This window comes from Granulicella sp. L60 (assembly GCF_009765825.1).
Lineage (GTDB): Bacteria > Acidobacteriota > Terriglobia > Terriglobales > Acidobacteriaceae > Edaphobacter.
Genome location: NZ_LMUR01000018.1, coordinates 1269227 through 1286195, shown reverse-complemented (window position 1 = coordinate 1286195; position 16969 = coordinate 1269227). Strand labels below are relative to the sequence as shown.

Annotated in this window: 14 protein-coding genes; 4 read left to right on the top strand and 10 right to left on the bottom strand. The window is 56.0% G+C overall.

Translation table 11 applies throughout. The features are described 5' to 3' along the window. Positions 1–57 precede the first annotated feature (57 nt). The 3 genes from GSQ82_RS15655 (at position 58) to GSQ82_RS15645 (ending at position 4975) form a co-directional block, all read left to right on the top strand. Positions 58–1242, top strand: coding sequence for a glycosyltransferase family 4 protein (locus tag GSQ82_RS15655; protein WP_158793139.1), 1185 nt, complete (start codon positions 58–60; stop codon positions 1240–1242). A 92-nt stretch (positions 1243–1334) separates the two neighbouring features. Next, on the top strand, positions 1335–2306 hold the full coding sequence (locus GSQ82_RS15650) for a GDP-L-fucose synthase (RefSeq protein ID WP_158793138.1): 972 nt from the start codon (positions 1335–1337) through the stop codon (positions 2304–2306). A gap of 11 nt (positions 2307–2317) precedes the next feature. Continuing rightward, positions 2318–4975: a capsule assembly Wzi family protein gene (locus tag GSQ82_RS15645; RefSeq protein ID WP_158793137.1), complete on the top strand. Its 2658-nt coding sequence runs from the start codon at positions 2318–2320 to the stop codon at positions 4973–4975. Between the two features lie 51 nt (positions 4976–5026). On the opposite strand, the gene GSQ82_RS15640 is transcribed toward GSQ82_RS15645, so the two are convergent. From GSQ82_RS15640 to GSQ82_RS15615, 6 genes are all read right to left on the bottom strand, one after another. Then, complete coding sequence (locus tag GSQ82_RS15640; RefSeq protein WP_158793136.1) at positions 5027–5932, bottom strand: glycosyltransferase family 2 protein; 906 nt, start codon at positions 5930–5932, stop codon at positions 5027–5029. A gap of 225 nt (positions 5933–6157) precedes the next feature. Then, on the bottom strand, positions 6158–8782 hold the full coding sequence (locus GSQ82_RS15635; protein ID WP_158793135.1) for an SLBB domain-containing protein: 2625 nt from the start codon (positions 8780–8782) through the stop codon (positions 6158–6160). A gap of 432 nt (positions 8783–9214) precedes the next feature. Next, positions 9215–10657: an Asp-tRNA(Asn)/Glu-tRNA(Gln) amidotransferase subunit GatA gene (gene gatA / locus GSQ82_RS15630; protein WP_158793725.1), complete on the bottom strand. Its 1443-nt coding sequence runs from the start codon at positions 10655–10657 to the stop codon at positions 9215–9217. An 11-nt stretch (positions 10658–10668) separates the two neighbouring features. Then, a complete protein-coding gene (gene gatC, locus GSQ82_RS15625; RefSeq protein WP_158793134.1) occupies positions 10669–10995 on the bottom strand; it encodes an Asp-tRNA(Asn)/Glu-tRNA(Gln) amidotransferase subunit GatC in 327 nt (108 codons plus the stop codon). After that, positions 10992–11288: a DciA family protein gene (locus GSQ82_RS15620; protein ID WP_158793133.1), complete on the bottom strand. Its 297-nt coding sequence runs from the start codon at positions 11286–11288 to the stop codon at positions 10992–10994. The genes gatC and GSQ82_RS15620 overlap by 4 nt, the downstream gene beginning before the upstream one ends. A gap of 112 nt (positions 11289–11400) precedes the next feature. Then, positions 11401–12141: a sugar transferase gene (locus GSQ82_RS15615; protein ID WP_158793132.1), complete on the bottom strand. Its 741-nt coding sequence runs from the start codon at positions 12139–12141 to the stop codon at positions 11401–11403. A gap of 358 nt (positions 12142–12499) precedes the next feature. Between GSQ82_RS15615 and rfbC the strand changes: the two genes are divergently transcribed. Continuing rightward, positions 12500–13072 (top strand): dTDP-4-dehydrorhamnose 3,5-epimerase, encoded by a 573-nt coding sequence (gene rfbC, locus GSQ82_RS15610; protein ID WP_158793131.1) that lies wholly within the window; start codon positions 12500–12502, stop codon positions 13070–13072. Between the two features lie 114 nt (positions 13073–13186). Here the strand turns inward: rfbC and GSQ82_RS15605 are convergent, their stop codons facing one another. The 4 genes from GSQ82_RS15605 to rfbB are packed head-to-tail and all read right to left on the bottom strand — an operon-like array spanning position 13187 to position 16693. Beyond that, the gene (locus tag GSQ82_RS15605) at positions 13187–13735 is read right to left on the bottom strand and encodes a D-glycero-beta-D-manno-heptose 1,7-bisphosphate 7-phosphatase (RefSeq protein WP_158793130.1); all 549 of its coding nucleotides are present in this window, start codon (positions 13733–13735) and stop codon (positions 13187–13189) included. Next, a complete protein-coding gene (rfbD, locus tag GSQ82_RS15600; RefSeq protein ID WP_158793129.1) occupies positions 13732–14658 on the bottom strand; it encodes a dTDP-4-dehydrorhamnose reductase in 927 nt (308 codons plus the stop codon). The genes GSQ82_RS15605 and rfbD overlap by 4 nt, the downstream gene beginning before the upstream one ends. Further along, entirely contained in the window at positions 14658–15533 is an 876-nt protein-coding gene (gene rfbA / locus GSQ82_RS15595) for a glucose-1-phosphate thymidylyltransferase RfbA (protein WP_158793128.1), read from the bottom strand. The genes rfbD and rfbA overlap by 1 nt, the downstream gene beginning before the upstream one ends. Further along, positions 15530–16693, bottom strand: coding sequence for a dTDP-glucose 4,6-dehydratase (gene rfbB, locus GSQ82_RS15590; RefSeq protein WP_371417213.1), 1164 nt, complete (start codon positions 16691–16693; stop codon positions 15530–15532). Before rfbB ends, rfbA begins: the two co-directional genes overlap by 4 nt. Between the last annotated feature and the right edge of the window lie 276 nt (positions 16694–16969).

Below are 16969 nucleotides of genomic sequence, written 5' to 3'. Positions count from 1 at the left end.
GTCCGTCCTGCAAGTCAAGGTATCCTATGACTTGCAGGAACATCTGCAACAAAACACATGCGGATACTGATTGCTCATAATCGATATAAGCAGATTGGCGGGGAAGATCTCGTCGTCGCGACAGAGTCCGGGCTGCTCAACTCTCATGGCCACACGGTCGCTCGGCTCGACGTCGACAACGACCACATCCAGGGAGCACTGAGCCGCATCACCGCATCGTTCGGATCGATCTACTCTTCCGACGGTAAGCAGCGCATGCGCGAGGCGATCGAGCGAGCCAAGCCCGATGTCGTTCATGTTCACAACTTCTTTCCCACACTTTCGCCATCCGTCTTCGCCGCATGTGTCGAAGCTGGCGTTCCCGTGGTCCATACCCTGCATAACTTCAGGATTCTCTGCGCACGTGCGACGCTCTTTCGCGACGGCGGCGTGTGCGAAGAGTGCATCTCTAACCGGTCGTTTCTTCCGGGCGTTCGACACGCATGTTATCGATCCAGCCATCTTGGAAGCGCCGTTGCAGGGCTGGGCATGGCAGTTCACGACCGACTGGGTACCTGGTCGGACAAGATTGCGGCCTACATCTCCCTGACCTCATTCGCAGCCGATAAACTTGGCACCTTTCGCATTCCGCGCGAGAAGATCTTCGTCAAGCCGAACTCCACGGAAGACAGAGGTTTGGGAAGCGGAGATGGTGACTACGCTCTGTTCGCCGGCAGGCTCAATCAGGAGAAGGGCTTGCAGACGTTGATCGATGCCGACGCGGCTGGCACCCTGTGTATGGACATTGTGATTCTGGGCGATGGGCCCATGCGCGAGGAGGTACAGCGCGCCGCAGAGCGTCCAGGCAGTCGACTGATCTACAAGGGATTCATGCCGCATGACCAGATACTGGACTTCATGCGCAGTGCGCGGGTTCTGATCATGCCGTCGATCTGGTATGAAGGGGGGCTGCCGCTGGTCGTCATCGAAGCCTTCTCGCTTGGTTTGCCGGTGATTGGAGCGGACCTTGGGAACGTGGCGGCCATCATCAAGCCGGGCGAAACCGGACTACTGTACCCGCCCGCAGACCACCAGGCTCTCGCGTCTGCGCTCGCATGGTTTATGGAGAACCCCGCAGCGGTGCGGCAGATGCGCGAAAATGCACGTGAACACTATCTTGCAACCCATACCCCCGAGAAGAACTACCAGCGACTGGTTGAGATCTATCAGATGGCGATAGACGGCGCAGTTGGAAGCTCGTGATTACATTAATCTCGCTGGTTTAATGAGTCCCAAGATCAATAAGAATCGATTATCAACCACAATTTGATCGGACGAGAAGCGCGTTGAACTATATGAACTCTGACTCCCGCATCTACGTCGCAGGTCACAATGGTCTTGTAGGCTCGGCCATCGTTCGCGCGTTAAAGCGACATGGTTTCAGCAATTTAATATTTCGGTCGCGAGACGAACTCGATCTCCTCGACACACTTGCCGTCCGTCGCTTTTTTGCAGCAGAGCAGCCTGCGTTTGTCATCCTTGCAGCGGCCAAAGTAGGCGGCATCATGGCCAACAATACCTATCCGGCCGACTTCATCCGCGACAATCTCATCATCCAAACCAACGTCATCGAAGCCAGTAAAGACGCATACGTGAAGCGTCTTCTCTTTCTCGGCTCCAGCTGCATCTACCCTAAACTCTGTCCTCAGCCAATCAAAGAGCAGTACCTCCTGACTGGGCCGCTCGAACCCACCAACCGCCCGTACGCCATCGCGAAAATTGCAGGCATCGAGATGTGCTGGAGCTATAACCGCCAGTACGGAACCAAATATTTAGCGGCGATGCCGACGAACCTCTATGGGCCTGGCGACAACTTCGATCCGACGACCTCTCACGTGCTTCCGGCTCTCATTCGCAAGACTGCAGAAGCCATCAGTAATGGCAAAGATGAGATCACAGTCTGGGGCACAGGGACACCGCGCCGCGAGCTTCTCTACTCCGACGATCTTGCAGAAGCCTGCATCTTCCTCTTGAATCTCGACGAAGCCCGATTCGACACGCTTCTACTCGAAGATGCTCCCCCACTGATCAACATAGGGACCGGCGAAGATGTCACCGTTCGCGAACTGGCCGAGACCGTGGCCCGCGTCCTTGGTTTTCAAGGGCGACTTGCCTTTGATGCCAGCAAGCCCGATGGCACTCCACGTAAACTTATGGATGTCACTCGTCTCCACACTCTCGGCTGGAAACATACCACTGGTCTCGAGGACGGAATTCAACGCACCTGGGCAGCCATTCGCGATCAGTTTACGGCCACACGTGCATAGCTACACCGCTCATGAAAGCGCCCGCCTATGATAGCCTCCAGCAAGGGGTTGCAGTCGCCTGTCGCCTCACTTTACCGATGCCTGTGACTCTCCTAAAATTTAGCGCGCTGCTCTCTCTATCATCTTTCCTTCTGACACCAACAGGGAAGTTTTGCTCTGCTCAAAGCATCGCTCCGAATACAGCCAGCAGTGAGTCAACGGCAAGCTCGACCTCGTTACCTGACGCGCCCGTACCTCAGAACGACACAACGCCCACAACTGCAGGTCCGGCCACAAAGCCGGAAGAGATCACTCTCGCTGGCACTCCGCGACGCCTGTTGGCGGATCAAAAGGCGATCTGGACCAGCCCGCTTCACATACGTCCAATGGATGCAGAGTGGCTTCTTCCTCTCTCCGCGGCGACAGGCGTTCTCATCGGCAGCGATCACCATACGATGACGTCGCTAATTAATATCAACGCTGCTGATCAGAAACACTTCAGCACTCTCTCCGATGCTGGCGTCGGTGCTCTAGGTGTGCTTCCCGCAGGCATGTACCTGTGGAGCCTTAGTCACGATGCACCGCAAGCCCATGAGGCCAGCCTGCTAACCGGCGAAGCGTTGGCCGACAGCCTTGCCGTCAACCAGGTCTTCAAGCTCGTCGCGCGCCGTGACCGACCCACAGTCGACGACGCCCAGGGGCACTTCTTTAGTTCGAGTTTCTCAAACTCCTCATTTCCATCCGACCACGCCACCGCAGCCTGGGCCATGGCTTCGGTGCTTGGCGACGAGTATCCGGGCTGGCTCTCCCGAACAGCTGTCTACGGACTGGCCGCCGGCGTAAGTGTCAGCCGCGTGCTCGCCGAGCAGCACTTCCCCTCGGATGTCCTGGTAGGCAGCGCAACAGGCTGGCTTATCGGGCACTTCGTATATCGCGCGCATCACAACTTCAGTCTGAATCCCTTCGATTCCACACCCATGCCCGGAGACTATGGCGCGCCCCGCACTCCTCGCGCACAGCCGCCGAGCGTGCACTATCCTCCCGACCCGATCGCACATCGTCCGCCACGGCTCTTCGATGAGGACACAGATCCGGATTCCATCGGATCGACCAACGTCCCTATGGATAGCTGGATCTACCCAGCGTTGGAGCGACTTGCAGCGATGGGCTTCATTCCAGGCCAGAGCTCCTCGATCCGCCCGTGGACTCGTCAGGAGTGCTTAAGGCAACTCAAGGTGGCGGAGGATCTGGTGAGCATGCCAGAGAACTTCAGCCCAAGTGAGCGCAACGAGGCCAATCGTCTCATCACAGACCTTCACAACGAGTTGGAGACCGAACCAAACTACTACGAATCTTTGAGCCTCGAGTCCGCTTACGCGCGTTACGGAACGATCGCGGGCCCTGCCCTGGCAGACAGTTTTCACTTCGGCCAGACGTGGTGGAACGACTTCGGCCGGCCTCTTGGAAGAGGAAGCAGCGCGATCGCCGGATTTTCTTACCGCGCCCACTATGGGCGGCTATTTCTGTATGACCGCCAGGAAGTCCAACACGGACCAGGCAATCCAGCTGAGTCACCCGAGCAAAATCAACTTATTAATACTTTGGATCAGTTTGCTCCTGATGGCGACGGTGACCCTACCATCGAACCTGTCCCTGCAAGATCTGCCTTTAACCAACAGACCCCCATCGAACTATATGCTGGTGTCGCATTTGAGGGAAACGCACTGTCTATTGGCAAGCAAGAACTTTATTGGGGACCTACTACGATGGGCCCGCTCGCCTTCTCCAGTAATGCAGAACCAACCTACAACTTGCGCTTTGACGCAACACGTCCTCATCCTTTACCCTTTCTACCGTCGCTTGGCACTTATCGTTTCGATATTGTTCTAGGAAAGCTATCGGGTCACTCCTATCCCGCCAGACCTTGGTTTAATGGCCAAAAGATTGACTTCAACTTTGGAGACAATTTAGAAGTTAGTTTCACTCGTTGGTCGATATTTTGGGGCGTAGGACACCCCATCACCTTTCATAGTTTCAGAACTAATATATTTAGTTTCGATTCCACCGGAAGTGGTCTGTACGGAACTCGTAACGATCCAGGCGACAGGAAGAGCAATTTCGACTTCAGCTACCGACTACCATTTCTGAGCCGTCTCGTTACTCTTTACGCAGACGCGTACTCCGATGATGACCCAAGCCCGATCGATGCACCGCGCCGCGCCGCCTGGAACCCAGGGATATACTTTGCACGCCTGCCATTCCTTCCGCATATGGATTTACGTGTGGAAGCCGTTAGCTCTGAAGGTCTTTTTAAAGACTTCGGCGGCCAACATTTTTTCGACAACAACCAATATATCGATGGAAATACCAATAAGGGATTCATGCTCGGCAACGCTATCGGTCGTGACGCCCGGGCCATCGAAGGCAGAACCGGATATTGGGTTTCTGCTCGCACGCGATTTGAAGCAGGCTATCGTCAGAACAAGGGAGGAACCTTGTTCCTGCCCGGAGGCGGCACGATTACAGATGGCTTTGTAAACGGTACCTATGCCATCAATCGTCACTGGCAGGCTCAGATGTTTACGCAATACGAGCGCTTCCTGATTCCCTCGTACATGGCAGGCTCACAACACAACACAAGCGGATGGCTGCAAATTACCTGGAATCCGAAGTTACACCTTCACCGCTGATGCTATAGAGTCGCCTTCGCTTCGAAGTGCCCGAGATCTATTGGCGTCGTCCTAGTTCCAGAAGTGATGATGCATGCTCAACCTGCGTTTCCAGTTCAAGCTCAACCTGCTCTCAATTCTTCCCAGCTTATAACCTGTCAGCTTCAGCGCAGTACGGACAAGTGCTGAAGGGATCAGCCACCAATACTTTGGCCAGAGATAACTCAACTCCGATCGCACAAAGCGACCACCTTCCCCGCCTGCCCCTCCAAACTCCTTAAGCAGCCAACTCTCGCGCGAGTGCAAGACCCCGATATCGAAGTAGCGTTTGAACTCCTGCTTCCAGCTATAGTTATGTGAATGGAAAGCTTGGGCCTCCGCTACGTAAGCAATCTTCCTCCCCGACAGTAGAAGCCTGGCGGCCACAACTGTGTCCTCTCCGAAGATCACATCCTTGGGAAAACCACTAACGGCAGACAAAGCTTCACGGCGATAAGCTGCTAAAGAATTCGAGATGAAGATAGATTTGAACCCTAGATGCGCTCGGCTCTCCAGCGTTCGAATACTTGAATGTTGAGGGTAGTTAAAGAGGCGGGCGTGTGCCTCAATAGGCGTTGCACCGAGGCGGGGAAGTTGACGTCCGAAGGCGGCGGCAACTTCAGGATCAGCAAAGGCTCCCAGTAGGTTGCTAATAGCATTTGGATCAGCCAATATCGCATCCTGAGTCAAGTAGATGAGTATTTCGGCATCTGACACGAAGTCCGCAGCTAGCTGCCGTGTTGCACCATGGTTGAACTCTTTCCTCGCAATTCGAAGTACCTTAAAATCTGCTGCGCTAGCTAGGTTCGCTGTCTCATCTGTCGATTCCGAATCCACGACAAGCACAAACTCCGAGCAGGCATTCGCTAGGAGTGCTGGCTCGAAGAGCGTCCAGTCACTGGCAGCATTAAGCGTGGGAACAATGATCGCATATTTCATAGAGATTGGTAGTCAGATAGATGCCTCACGACAAAGATGATGCAAGCAAGCTATAAATAACTTCGTTTCGTGAAGCAATATAAGTTTCTAGGCGGAAGATGTAAGAGACGAATTTTATTCGGCTAGATCCTCGCGGCTTCCGCACCTCACCTATACTCCTGATGACGGAAGCCGCGCTTCATATTTGCGTAATCGACCTTGATTCTTTCCTCAGCATATGTCGTCCTAGAAGACGACGTTGGCAGCGGCAATCGCGATTCCGAACTGCCCAACGATCTGTGCCAAATCTACGATAAGCCGCAACGATTTACCCTTTTCAAGGTTAAGCGGAACGACGATCGTATCGCCAGGAAAAAGCCGTAGTGACTCGAAGCCATTGCCGCGCAGAGTAGAACTATATTGCTTACTGATAACAGCTCCACTCGCGCGAATGACATAAGCGCGATTCTTATCGGCATCACGATTTACTCCACCCGCAATGCGGAGATAACCACCGAGGCGCCTGGTCGGATCATAGACAAACGAGTTCTGATTGTAGACCGCGCCGTCCACGCTGACCGTAGAAGGAACACGAGGCACAATGAACTGATCCCCATCTTCAAGCGGTAGATCTGGAAGCTGTGAAATATCGTGGCTATCGGCGTCTAACTGGAGCACGATTCGTCCCGTAGCCCGCGTCTGGCGAAGGCTGTTGATCACAGCCTGATCCTGCTGCGATGCCGCCGCAGCTGCGGCACTATCCTGCGCACTGATTGCACTATTTGCATTGTTGATCGCGCTCGTACTCGCCTGCAGCGCAATCTGATCGACATATTGGTTCAGACGCTGCTGTTGGACACGACGGGTCGACTCACGAGTAAACTCTGAACCATAAAGATAGGCGTCGGGAGTAAAACCACCCGCTCGTTGCACCAGCTGTCGCAGGGTCTCACCAGGCTGCACGCTATAAATACCTGCGGAGAGAAACTCTCCTTCCAGCCGGACAAACCGCGTCCGTTGCGCCTGCGGTACACGAATGTCGGCCTTGGAAAAGATCGTGACAACATCGCCTGGCAGCAGCTCAAGATTCTGCGAGGCATCCCCCTCAAGAACAAGCTTTCCAAGATTGAATGGCAGGAGAGAGGTCGTAAGATTTGCCTTGCTCTGGCGTTCAATCACGGCATAGGTCCAGTCGATGTCTGGCTCGCTCAACTTGACGTCATTCCGAGGCTTGAACTGCCCAGCCGATGAGTTTGAGACCGTTGAACCCAAACTCGCGCTCGCCGAACTCATCTGATTCGAGTTAGAGGTATACGCATTTGGTATTGCGCCATTCGGAAGCTGGTTATTATTTAGCGAACTCGTCGCATTCAAGTTGTTGTTGTTGTTTGTATTGCTGTTGTTTGTATTGTTCTGGTTCGACGGATAGCGGCCGTAGAGGTCACCGTAAGGATTGGCAGGCTCCCCAAGCTTTGTACAATCCAGGCCGCCATCCGTCTGGGGTACGCCCTCGTCAGCTGGATTCTGTAGCCCATTATTAGAGATTCCTTCGGTGCTAACGAAAGGATACCCGACGAGATTCCGATCTCTCGTCGAAGAGTAGCGCCAGATCGGGTACATGCCTTCGTCGCCGGCAGCAATACCAAACCGAAGATCAGGAATTCCGTAAGGCGTTACGGGAAGACACGTCGGAATATAGGTCAACATGGGCTGCCCCAGCTGACTCCGCTTCAACCAGTAATCCCGTGTGATCAGCGCATCTTTATCGGGTATCAGGTCGCGAACACGCATACCCGGCTTCCACGTGTAGCGGCCAGGATTAGCCACGTTTCCGCGAAGCGTGATCGCATCCTTGTACTGACTAACGACTGCGACCAACTCCAGCAGGTCGCCATCCTGCAATATGGTGGACCTTCCCTGCGCATCTAGAGGCACTTCGACCATGCTGCGCATACGGCGCTCGTCGACACGCTCGAGTCGAACCCGCTCACCCGAAGCCACGCTCGTCAGCCCCGCAGCAAGCTCCAGCACATCGCCTACACTAGTGCTGTTTGCGGACTTCAACTCATAGATCGCCGGCACATTCACACTTCCCGCCACGGCAACCTGTGGCCCAACGGGAGGAATGTAGATCACATCTCCAGGCAATAGCTGCATGTCATTCGACTTGTCGCCATGCTCGAGAAGCGCATACAGATCGTAGTCGAGGATGACCTTACCTGCGCGCTTCAACTGGATATGCCGCATACTGCCCTGCGGGGTCGGTCCACCCGTCGCGAACAGAGCATTGGTCAGCGTGCTGAGCGAGCTGATCGTAAAGACACCAGGCTGCCTAGCCTGCCCCACCACGAAGACCTGAATCGATCGCAGTTGCCCCATATTTACATTGAGGTCGAAGTTGCGAAAGACCCTACCAACCTGAGACTTCAAATAATCTTGCAACTGCGCGAAGGGAAGTCCAGCGACATGGACCGTTCCCACCTGAGGAATGTGGATTCCCCCGTCGCGATCCACCGTATAGCGACTATTCAACGTCACCTGGCCCCATATCTGGATCAGCAGTTCGTCACCTGGGCCGATCACGTAGTCAGGGGTTACAGGCACCATGTTCAGCGGCGCAAAGGTCGACGGCGGATTTCGAAACAGATTTGCCCCATAGATCGGAAGCAGCTTCCCGGTTGAATTCGCAACCATCTGCTGAAATTCGGTTGGCGAATCCAGCGGCAGGTGAAGCAGCTGATTCACGTTCTGCTGATTCCGCGGGTTGATGCTGTTGCCGTTGTTGTCGTTCTGATTATCAGATTGCCCGGGGATGACCACGCCTTGCGGAATCCCCGATTGCGTCTGGTTCGTCGGCGAGAGGCTACGCATCTGATCGGCGCTCTGATCCGTGGAGGATGACTGGCAGCCTGGGTCGGTTGGACTGCAGGATGACTGTTGGCCCCCAGTATTTCCAAGTGCCTGACCGAATTGCGAGAACTGCGCATGTAACACGCCGGCCCCAAGCACAGTGAACAGAACCACAGATCCAAACCTAAAAAATCTACCGGCGCAACCAAACTGCATCTGCTGTAATCCTCGCAAAACCGTCTTACCTTTCAATCCATCCAACCGCAAGCGCGCCACAATGGACAAAGCTCAAGCGCAATCTTTGCCTGCACAATTGGGATATTTCTGTTGAAATCACTGCCTTCAGCATACCCGAATGTGCCCACGAAACGGGAAAGAAGTAACGCCCAAGCGACCCTGCGGAGCCACCTTCACACGAGGAACATGCACCTCCACGAACGAGGCTGAGGTCTCCTATTGCTCTCTCTGCGAGGTCTCAACAGCCTGCGCCACGCGCAACATGGTCCCTTCATCGAAGTGCCTTCCCATCACCTGTACACCGATCGGCAGCCCATCCCTGGTCTCACCGCAAGGCACCGACACGCCGCAGATTCCGGCAAGGCTGGCAGCGACCGAATAGATGTCTTCCAGGTACATCTTCACCGGATCGTCCGTCTTCTCACCCAGCTTGAACGCAGGCGTAGGAGTCACCGGCGCTACCAAAACATCCACCTCGGAAAACGCAGCCAGAAAATCCCTCGTCAGCAGCGTTCTCACCTGCTGCGCCTTGCGATAGTACGCATCGTAGTAGCCCGCGCTCAGGGCATATGTGCCCAACAGAATCCGCCGCTTTACCTCAGCGCCAAATCCGACGTCTCGCGTCTTCCGGAACATCTCTGAGAGTGTCTTCGCCTCCTCCGCTCTCAATCCAAATCTCACGCCGTCGAACCGTGACAGGTTCGAAGAGGCCTCGGCTGTGGCCAGCACGTAGTAGGTCGGAATAGCGTACTTCGTATGCGGTAAACTAACCGGCTTTACCACGCAACCAGCCGTCTTCAGACCAGCAAGCGCACCATCGATCGCAGCACGAATCTCCGGGTCCAGCCCCTCGCCAAAGTACTCCTCCGGAACCCCAACTCTGAGCCCCTCAACCGGCTTCGACAGCGCACCCACATAGTCATCGACTGGCCGGTCCGAGGAGGTAGCATCCATAACATCCTTGCCTGCTATCACCTGCAATACAGTCGCAGCATCCTTCACATTCTTTGTGAACGGCCCCACGCGATCCAGCGACGACGCAAATGCGATCAATCCATAACGGCTAACACGCCCATAGGTCGGAAGTACGCCAACCACCCCACAAAAAGCCGCAGGCTGACGAATCGATCCACCCGTATCCGTTCCCAGCGTCGCCACGGCAAAGTCTGCTGCCACCGCAGCCGCTGATCCACCACTGGATCCGCCCGGCACCCGATCCAAAGCCTTTGGATTCAGCACAGGGCCATAAGCCGAGTTCTCGTTCGACGAACCCATCGCAAACTCGTCACAGTTCAGCTTTCCCAACAGGACCGCCCCGGCCGTCTCCAGCTTCGTCACCACGGTAGCGTCGTACGGAGGCCGATAGCCCTTTAGAATCAGTGAGCCGGCTGTAGCTGGAGCGCCTCGCATCGCAAGAACGTCCTTGATCCCTACCGGAACACCCGCCAGAGCCGGTAGCGTCTCGCCCCTGACAGCCATCTCGTCAATCTGCGTCGCCCGTGCCATAGCGCGGTCACGACTCAGCGCCAGATAGCTGTTGATCTTCCCGTCCTCGCGGGCGATACGATCATAGTGCAGCTCCGCGAGTACAGTAGCTTTTGTCTCGCCCGAAGCTACCGCCTGACGCACGGCATCGATGCTCAAACTCTCTATCTCCAAATCCTTTAAACTCACCGTTCAATCACCTTTGGGACCTTGAAGAATCGTCCATCCGTATCGGGAGCAGAGGCCATCACCTGCACCCGATCCAGCGAGGGACGCACTTCGTCCAGACGCAGCATCTCGCCACGGTCATGCGCCACACCACCCAGCATCTCGCCGACCTGCGCCATTGCCGGTACGCCCTCGGTATCAAGCTCATTCAACTGGGCGATATGGCCAAGAATGGCATTCAGATCCCGCTGCATACGCGGCTCTTCCTCGGCAGTCAGCTCCAGATTCGCCAACTCCGCGACACGCCGCACATCCTCCAGGCTTACGCCGGTCTCTTCCCTCATTGCCTACTATTCCTCTTCAACTCAAAGTGTATCTCGGTTACCTTTACCTTTGCGATTCGCGCCATCTCGCCCGCGAGTTGCCCCCGCATACTCATAAGCTGACGCAGCCACGCTTCGTCCGCTACCTGGATCCGCACCACCCCATTCTCATATCCGACTACGGCCCCGCGCTCTGCCATCGATCTGCCACAGGCGACGGGCCATGCCGCAGCCAACCTATCCAGGTCCTGAAGCGTATGAAGGCTGCTCCCAAGCGACTCTCTCAATAAATCCCGCATTCCCTGCAAAACCATCAGCGGGTCTCCGTCTAGGTCGTCACGATGTATTTGATCCGGTGTGCCAGACGATTCTACCGCCCGATCTACCAGCTCTGTCGGGTGTTCCTCACGAACGTTCCCATCATTGCTAGAATGCGCCGTCCTGATTCAATACTGTGGAAAATGTCTTTAGAAGGATCACAATGTCCCGCATCAGCGACCATCGCTTCACGTATTCGCAGTCCATGGCCACACGCGCCTCGTAAGTCACCGTGCTTCGTCCGGAGACCTGCCACAGGCCGGTCAATCCAGGCTTTACCCTGCAGTAGCAATCGAAACAGTCGCCGTACTTTTCTACCTCTGCTGCCACAATAGGCCGCGGCCCTACCAGGCTCATCTGACCGACGAGCACATTCCAAAGCTGAGGCAGCTCGTCCAGGCTGTAACGCCGCAGAAAAAGACCAAGCGGGGTGATTCTCGGATCCTGGCGAAGTTTATGACTCTTATTCCATTCGGCGCGCGCATCCGGATGCCTAGCCAGATACTCTTCCAGCACCTCAGCCGAGTCCACACACATCGTCCGGAACTTCCACATCGAAAAAAACGCTCCACCCTTACGAATACGCCGATGCGAGTAGAGCACCGGACCAGGCGAATTCAGCTTGATGATCGCCGCAATCAAACCAAGTACAAGCAGAATCACAGGCATTGAAATCAATACAAGCAGGACGTCACAGCACCGTTTGACCACCCTGTACCGAAGATACTCTGACGGAATATCGGTTGATCGTCTCGCTCCCTCGAGCGATCGGACTGCTGATTCCTGGTACGAATAAGAACCTTCAATAGCCGCTGACCGCGACTGGGGAGATTGATATTCAGCCTGCATTCGAATCCTGTATCTGTCCGACCCGCTTGTGAGCATCTTCTGCAGCACACCAGTCGTACGGGTTACTCCTGCATTCCTAAGTGTTGCGGCAACAAATTAGATCCGCCTCCCACAGCTTGTTCAGCTGGGTATACGTCCGCGCTTCCAGTTCCATTCGCCACTTCAGACCATCGGATGATCTCTTTTTGACCTGATTTGTACCAAGCCGACAACTGGAAAACGTGGAGCTTTCGTGCGACATCATCATTCTACCCGACTGCGTTTCAAAAGTTGAAGTTACGGGATACCTATTCGCCTTTCCTTCGTCCCACATCGGAACTTGCAACAACCGAAGGTCGTAACCAGTTAAACTCGTGAGATGCAGATTCTGGATACCTCCCTACGTGATGTTAAGCTTATTCAACCCAAACGCTATGGAGATAGTCGCGGTTGGTTCGCAGAAGTATTCAGTAAGTCAATCTTTTCTGCCGCGGGGCTTCCAACACAGTTTGTCCAGGACAACCAGTCCTTCTCCGTAAAAGGAGTGCTGCGCGGCCTCCACTACCAGCTTGGCCAGCCCCAAGGTAAACTCGTCCGCGTCCTCTCTGGCCATATCTGGGACGTCGCCGTTGACCTTCGTCGTAACTCACCAGACTTCGGCAGATGGGCCGGATTCGATCTTAGAGCGCAATCCCTAGAGGACGATCTTCAACTCCTCTGGATACCCGAAGGATTTGCGCACGGTTTCCTTGTCCTCTCGGACACCGCCGAAGTCCTGTATAAAACGACCAACCCCTACTATCCACAGGGCGAGCGCTCTATCATCTGGAACGATCCCACCCTCAATATCGCTTGGCCCCTGGAAGCACTCAGCGGAGCGTCTCCGTCCATCAGCGCCAAAGACGCCGTAGGCAAAGCCTTCTCCGACGCCGACCTTCCGCCGGTCGAATAGTCCGGGGCTCAAAAGATTAGTTCGTAGCGATCAGACACCGCATACGGAGGACGCCTAGCGACCGTCCTCCGTATGCGGTGCGATCTATCGCGTCGCGCCTAACGGATAGACGAACTACCCGCGCTCAACCAGCCACTGCTCCACCTCGGCCAAGGATTGAACTGGAAGGTACTCTCCGCTACACCCAGCGGTCTCGGTGCCGCTGATCAGAAAAGCCTGCCGCAGGCCCGCAGAGTTCGCCGCCGCAACGTCCGAACAGCGGTCACCTACCATCACACTCGCAGTCAGTTCCACCCCGAACTCCCGGGCGCCGCGCCTCAACATTCCAGTCCCCGGCTTCCTGTCCTCGTGCTCGCGCCTGTACTCCCCAACACCATGCTCCGGGTGGAACGGACAAAAATATACCGCGTCCAGGAGCACTCCTTCGGCCAGCAACTGCTGTCGCATGAACTCCGTAAGCAGGTGAAAATCCGACTCGGTGTAGTACCCTCGAGCGATTCCCGCCTGATTGGTCACCACAATCAGCCGATAACCAAGGCGAGCCGCCGTCCTGCAGAGCGAGAAGATTCCAGCGACAAACCTCACCTCCTCGGCCCGATGCAGATACCCTACCTCTTCATTCACCACGCCGTCGCGATCGAGAAACAGGGCTCTTCCGCTCATAGCTCCGTCAAGACCTCTCGCAGTGAGTCCTTCCAGGGCATCATCGTCCACCCAAACCGCTCTCTCAACTTGCCGCAGTTCAATCGCGAGTTCGCCGGTCTCTTCGCCGGCGTAGGATACTCGGCTGTCGTTATGCCTTCGATCTCTGCGAATCGCACTCCCGGCTCTTTCGTCCCCTGCAGTCGCACGGCCTCTTCCGCAAATCCACACCAGGTTGTCTCGCCGCTGCCAGTAGCGTGATAAACCCCACCCAGACTGGAGACAACCTCACTCAGTTCAGCCGTCTGTGCCGCGAGCTCAGACTGTCCAATCACTCGTGCAGTCATCCTGGCAAGGTCCCTGCTCCACGTCGGAGCGCCATGCTGATCGGCTACGATCCGCACCGTCTCGCGCTCCCTCGCAAGCTTCAAAATCGTCAGCAAAAAATTCTTCCCTCGCGCGCCATACACCCAGCTCGTCCGGAAGATCATGTGCGCGGCCCCGGATTCACCCAGCGCTCTCTCGCCCGCGAGCTTACTCGCCCCATAAACACCCATCGGCCCAGTAGAGTCCGACTCCGTGTATGGAGTCGCCCCCGATCCGTCGAAGACATAGTCCGTGGAAAAGTGAATAACTCCCGCACCAAGCAGTCGCGCTTCTTCCCCAATCACCTTCACGGCCTCGGCGTTGATCGCATACGCAATATCCTGCTCGCTCTCTGCCTTATCCACCGCCGTGTACGCTCCGGGATTCACAATCCACCGCGGCCTCACCGCACGAATCGTCTCACGTACCGAAGCCGCGTCGGCAAGGTTCATCGTCGTTCTCGCCGGAGCGACGACCTCACCGAGCGGCTCCAGGATCCGCAACAACTCACCGCCCACTTGGCCCGTGCCCCCGGTCAGAAGTATCCGCGCAGCCTCAGGCAGCCTGCCCTGCTCCATCAATACACCTTCTCTTCCAGTAGACGCAGCAGATACTGTCCATACGTGCTCTTCGCGATCTTCGCCGCCAGCGTCTTCAGTTGGTCGGCATTGATGTATCCCAAACGAAACACAATCTCCTCCGGACACGCAACCTTCAAGCCCTGCCTCTTCTCAAGCGTATGGATGAAGGTCGACGCCTCCAGCAGCGAGTCATGGGTCCCGGTATCGAGCCACGCGATGCCGCGCCCAAGAACCTTCGTCCGCAACTGTCCCCGCTCCAGATACCAGCGGTTCACATCGGTAATCTCCAGCTCGCCGCGCGGCGAAGGCTTCAGCCCCTCGGCCACACTTACTACCTGCGCGTCGTAGAAATAAATCCCCGTCACCGCATAGCGCGACTTCGGCTTCACCGGCTTCTCTTCGATCGAGATCGCCCGCCGTTCCGCATCGAACTCGACCACTCCGTAACGCTCCGGATCGAGCACCGGATAGGCGAATACAGTCGCGCCCGGCCCACCCTCAGCCGCCTCCCGCAGCGTCTTCGCAAAGTCATGTCCATAGAAGATGTTGTCGCCCAGCACCAGGCAGCATCCCTCGCCTGCCAAAAATTCCTTGCCAATCAAAAACGCCTGCGCAAGTCCATCTGGCTTTGGCTGCACCGCGTACTGCAGCGAGATACCCCACTGTTTCCCGTCGCCCAGCAGCTGCTCGAAGCGTGGAGTATCCTCCGGCGTCGAGATCACCAGGACCTCACGTACTCCCGCAAGCAAAAGCGCCGAGAGTGGGTAGTAGATCATCGGCTTGTCGTACACCGGCAATAACTGTTTCGATACAGACTGAGTAACCGGGTGCAGCCTTGTTCCCGATCCTCCCGCAAGAATAATTCCCTTCACCGCGAACCCTCCCCTGCAGCGATCGTTGTCCGTTCCTCAGCCGCATCTTCGCCGCCGCGGCCGCCATAGTTCTGTTTAACCCACTGCTGATACGCGCCGCTCGTCACGCTCTCCACCCACGCCGCATTCGCGAGATACCACTCCACGGTCTTTCGCAGCCCCGTCTCGAAGCTCTCCTCTGCGTGCCAGCCGAGCTCTCCTTCGAGCTTTCGTGCATCGATCGCATATCGCCGATCATGCCCCGGCCTATCCGTCACATACTTCACCAGCTGCACATGCGGCTTGAACTTCGACTCCGGCACCAATTCGTCGAGCAGCTCACATAGCGTCGTCACCACTTCGAGATTGCTCCGCTGATTTCCGCCGCCGACGTTGTAGGTTTCACCGACCCGCCCACTCTGCAGCACGACACGTAGTGCGCTGGCATGGTCCCCTACATACAGCCAGTCCCTAATCTGTTGTCCATCGCCATACACCGGAAGCGCCTTGCCCTGCAGCGCATTCGCAATCATCAGTGGAATCAGCTTCTCGGGAAACTGGTATGGCCCGTAGTTATTCGAGCAGTTCGTGATAATCGCAGGCAATCCATACGTATGAACCCAGGCTCGCACAAGATGGTCCGACGACGCCTTCGACGCCGCATACGGCGAGTTCGGCGCATACGGCGTATCTTCGTGGAACGCCGGTGCCTCAGGCGTCAACGTGCCATAGACCTCATCGGTGGACACATGCAGGAACCGGAAGCTCTCACGTTGCGAGCCCTCGAGCGTCCCATAGTATGCCCGCGCCGCCTGCAGCAGGATAAAGGTGCCATCGATATTCGTGCGCAGAAATGCCTCCGGTCCGACGATCGACCGATCGACGTGGCTCTCCGCAGCAAAGTGCACGATAGCCCTTGGCTTATGCTCCTGCAGCAGCTTCGCCACCAGCTCCGCATCGCAGATATCTCCATGCACAAACGTGTAGGCCGGACTGTGTTGCACGGAGGCCAGATTCTCCGGATTGCCCGCATAGGTCAGTTTGTCCAGATTCACTACCGGACCACCGCCAGCCGCGAGCCAGTCCAGCACGAAGTTGCTGCCGATAAATCCAGCACCGCCCGTGACGAGAATCGAACCCAAACCGTTACCCGCAATCTTGTCGTTATGATCGGATCTCACGCCGCTAATCTCCTCCCACAGGTCACTTAGAGACCCTGTCTAAGCTAAATACTATCGAACTCGCTCAAAGTGTGAAGGCAGCCACGGACGAATCAGACGAGACAGATGGCGTTCCACACCAAGGCCGGGAAGCACTTCTCAAGGTTTACGCGAGAAAAAGGACTCTTTTAGATACTTATTAATATTTGCGAGAGAGCATTGCACATGCCTCGCGAAGCGGGCAGGCAACTGCGGCCCTCCTCAGCTGCTCCAATAGAACTTAGGACCAGAGAGGTA

Excerpts from the sequence above, each read along its gene's own strand:
- GSQ82_RS15615 (WP_158793132.1), bottom strand. The coding sequence starts at position 12,141 with ATGCAGGCTGAATATCAATCTCCCCAGTCGCGGTCAGCGGCTATTGAA.
- rfbD (WP_158793129.1), bottom strand. The coding sequence starts at position 14,658 with ATGGAGCAGGGCAGGCTGCCTGAGGCTGCGCGGATACTTCTGACCGGG.
- GSQ82_RS15655 (WP_158793139.1), top strand. The coding sequence starts at position 58 with ATGCGGATACTGATTGCTCATAATCGATATAAGCAGATTGGCGGGGAA.
- rfbC (WP_158793131.1), top strand. The coding sequence starts at position 12,500 with ATGCAGATTCTGGATACCTCCCTACGTGATGTTAAGCTTATTCAACCC.
- GSQ82_RS15620 (WP_158793133.1), bottom strand. The coding sequence starts at position 11,288 with ATGGTTTTGCAGGGAATGCGGGATTTATTGAGAGAGTCGCTTGGGAGC.
- GSQ82_RS15645 (WP_158793137.1), top strand. The coding sequence starts at position 2,318 with ATGAAAGCGCCCGCCTATGATAGCCTCCAGCAAGGGGTTGCAGTCGCC.
- GSQ82_RS15635 (WP_158793135.1), bottom strand. The coding sequence starts at position 8,782 with ATGCGTAGCCTCTCGCCGACGAACCAGACGCAATCGGGGATTCCGCAA.
- GSQ82_RS15650 (WP_158793138.1), top strand. The coding sequence starts at position 1,335 with ATGAACTCTGACTCCCGCATCTACGTCGCAGGTCACAATGGTCTTGTA.
- GSQ82_RS15640 (WP_158793136.1), bottom strand. The coding sequence starts at position 5,932 with ATGAAATATGCGATCATTGTTCCCACGCTTAATGCTGCCAGTGACTGG.
- gatC (WP_158793134.1), bottom strand. The coding sequence starts at position 10,995 with ATGAGGGAAGAGACCGGCGTAAGCCTGGAGGATGTGCGGCGTGTCGCG.
- GSQ82_RS15605 (WP_158793130.1), bottom strand. The coding sequence starts at position 13,735 with ATGAGCGGAAGAGCCCTGTTTCTCGATCGCGACGGCGTGGTGAATGAA.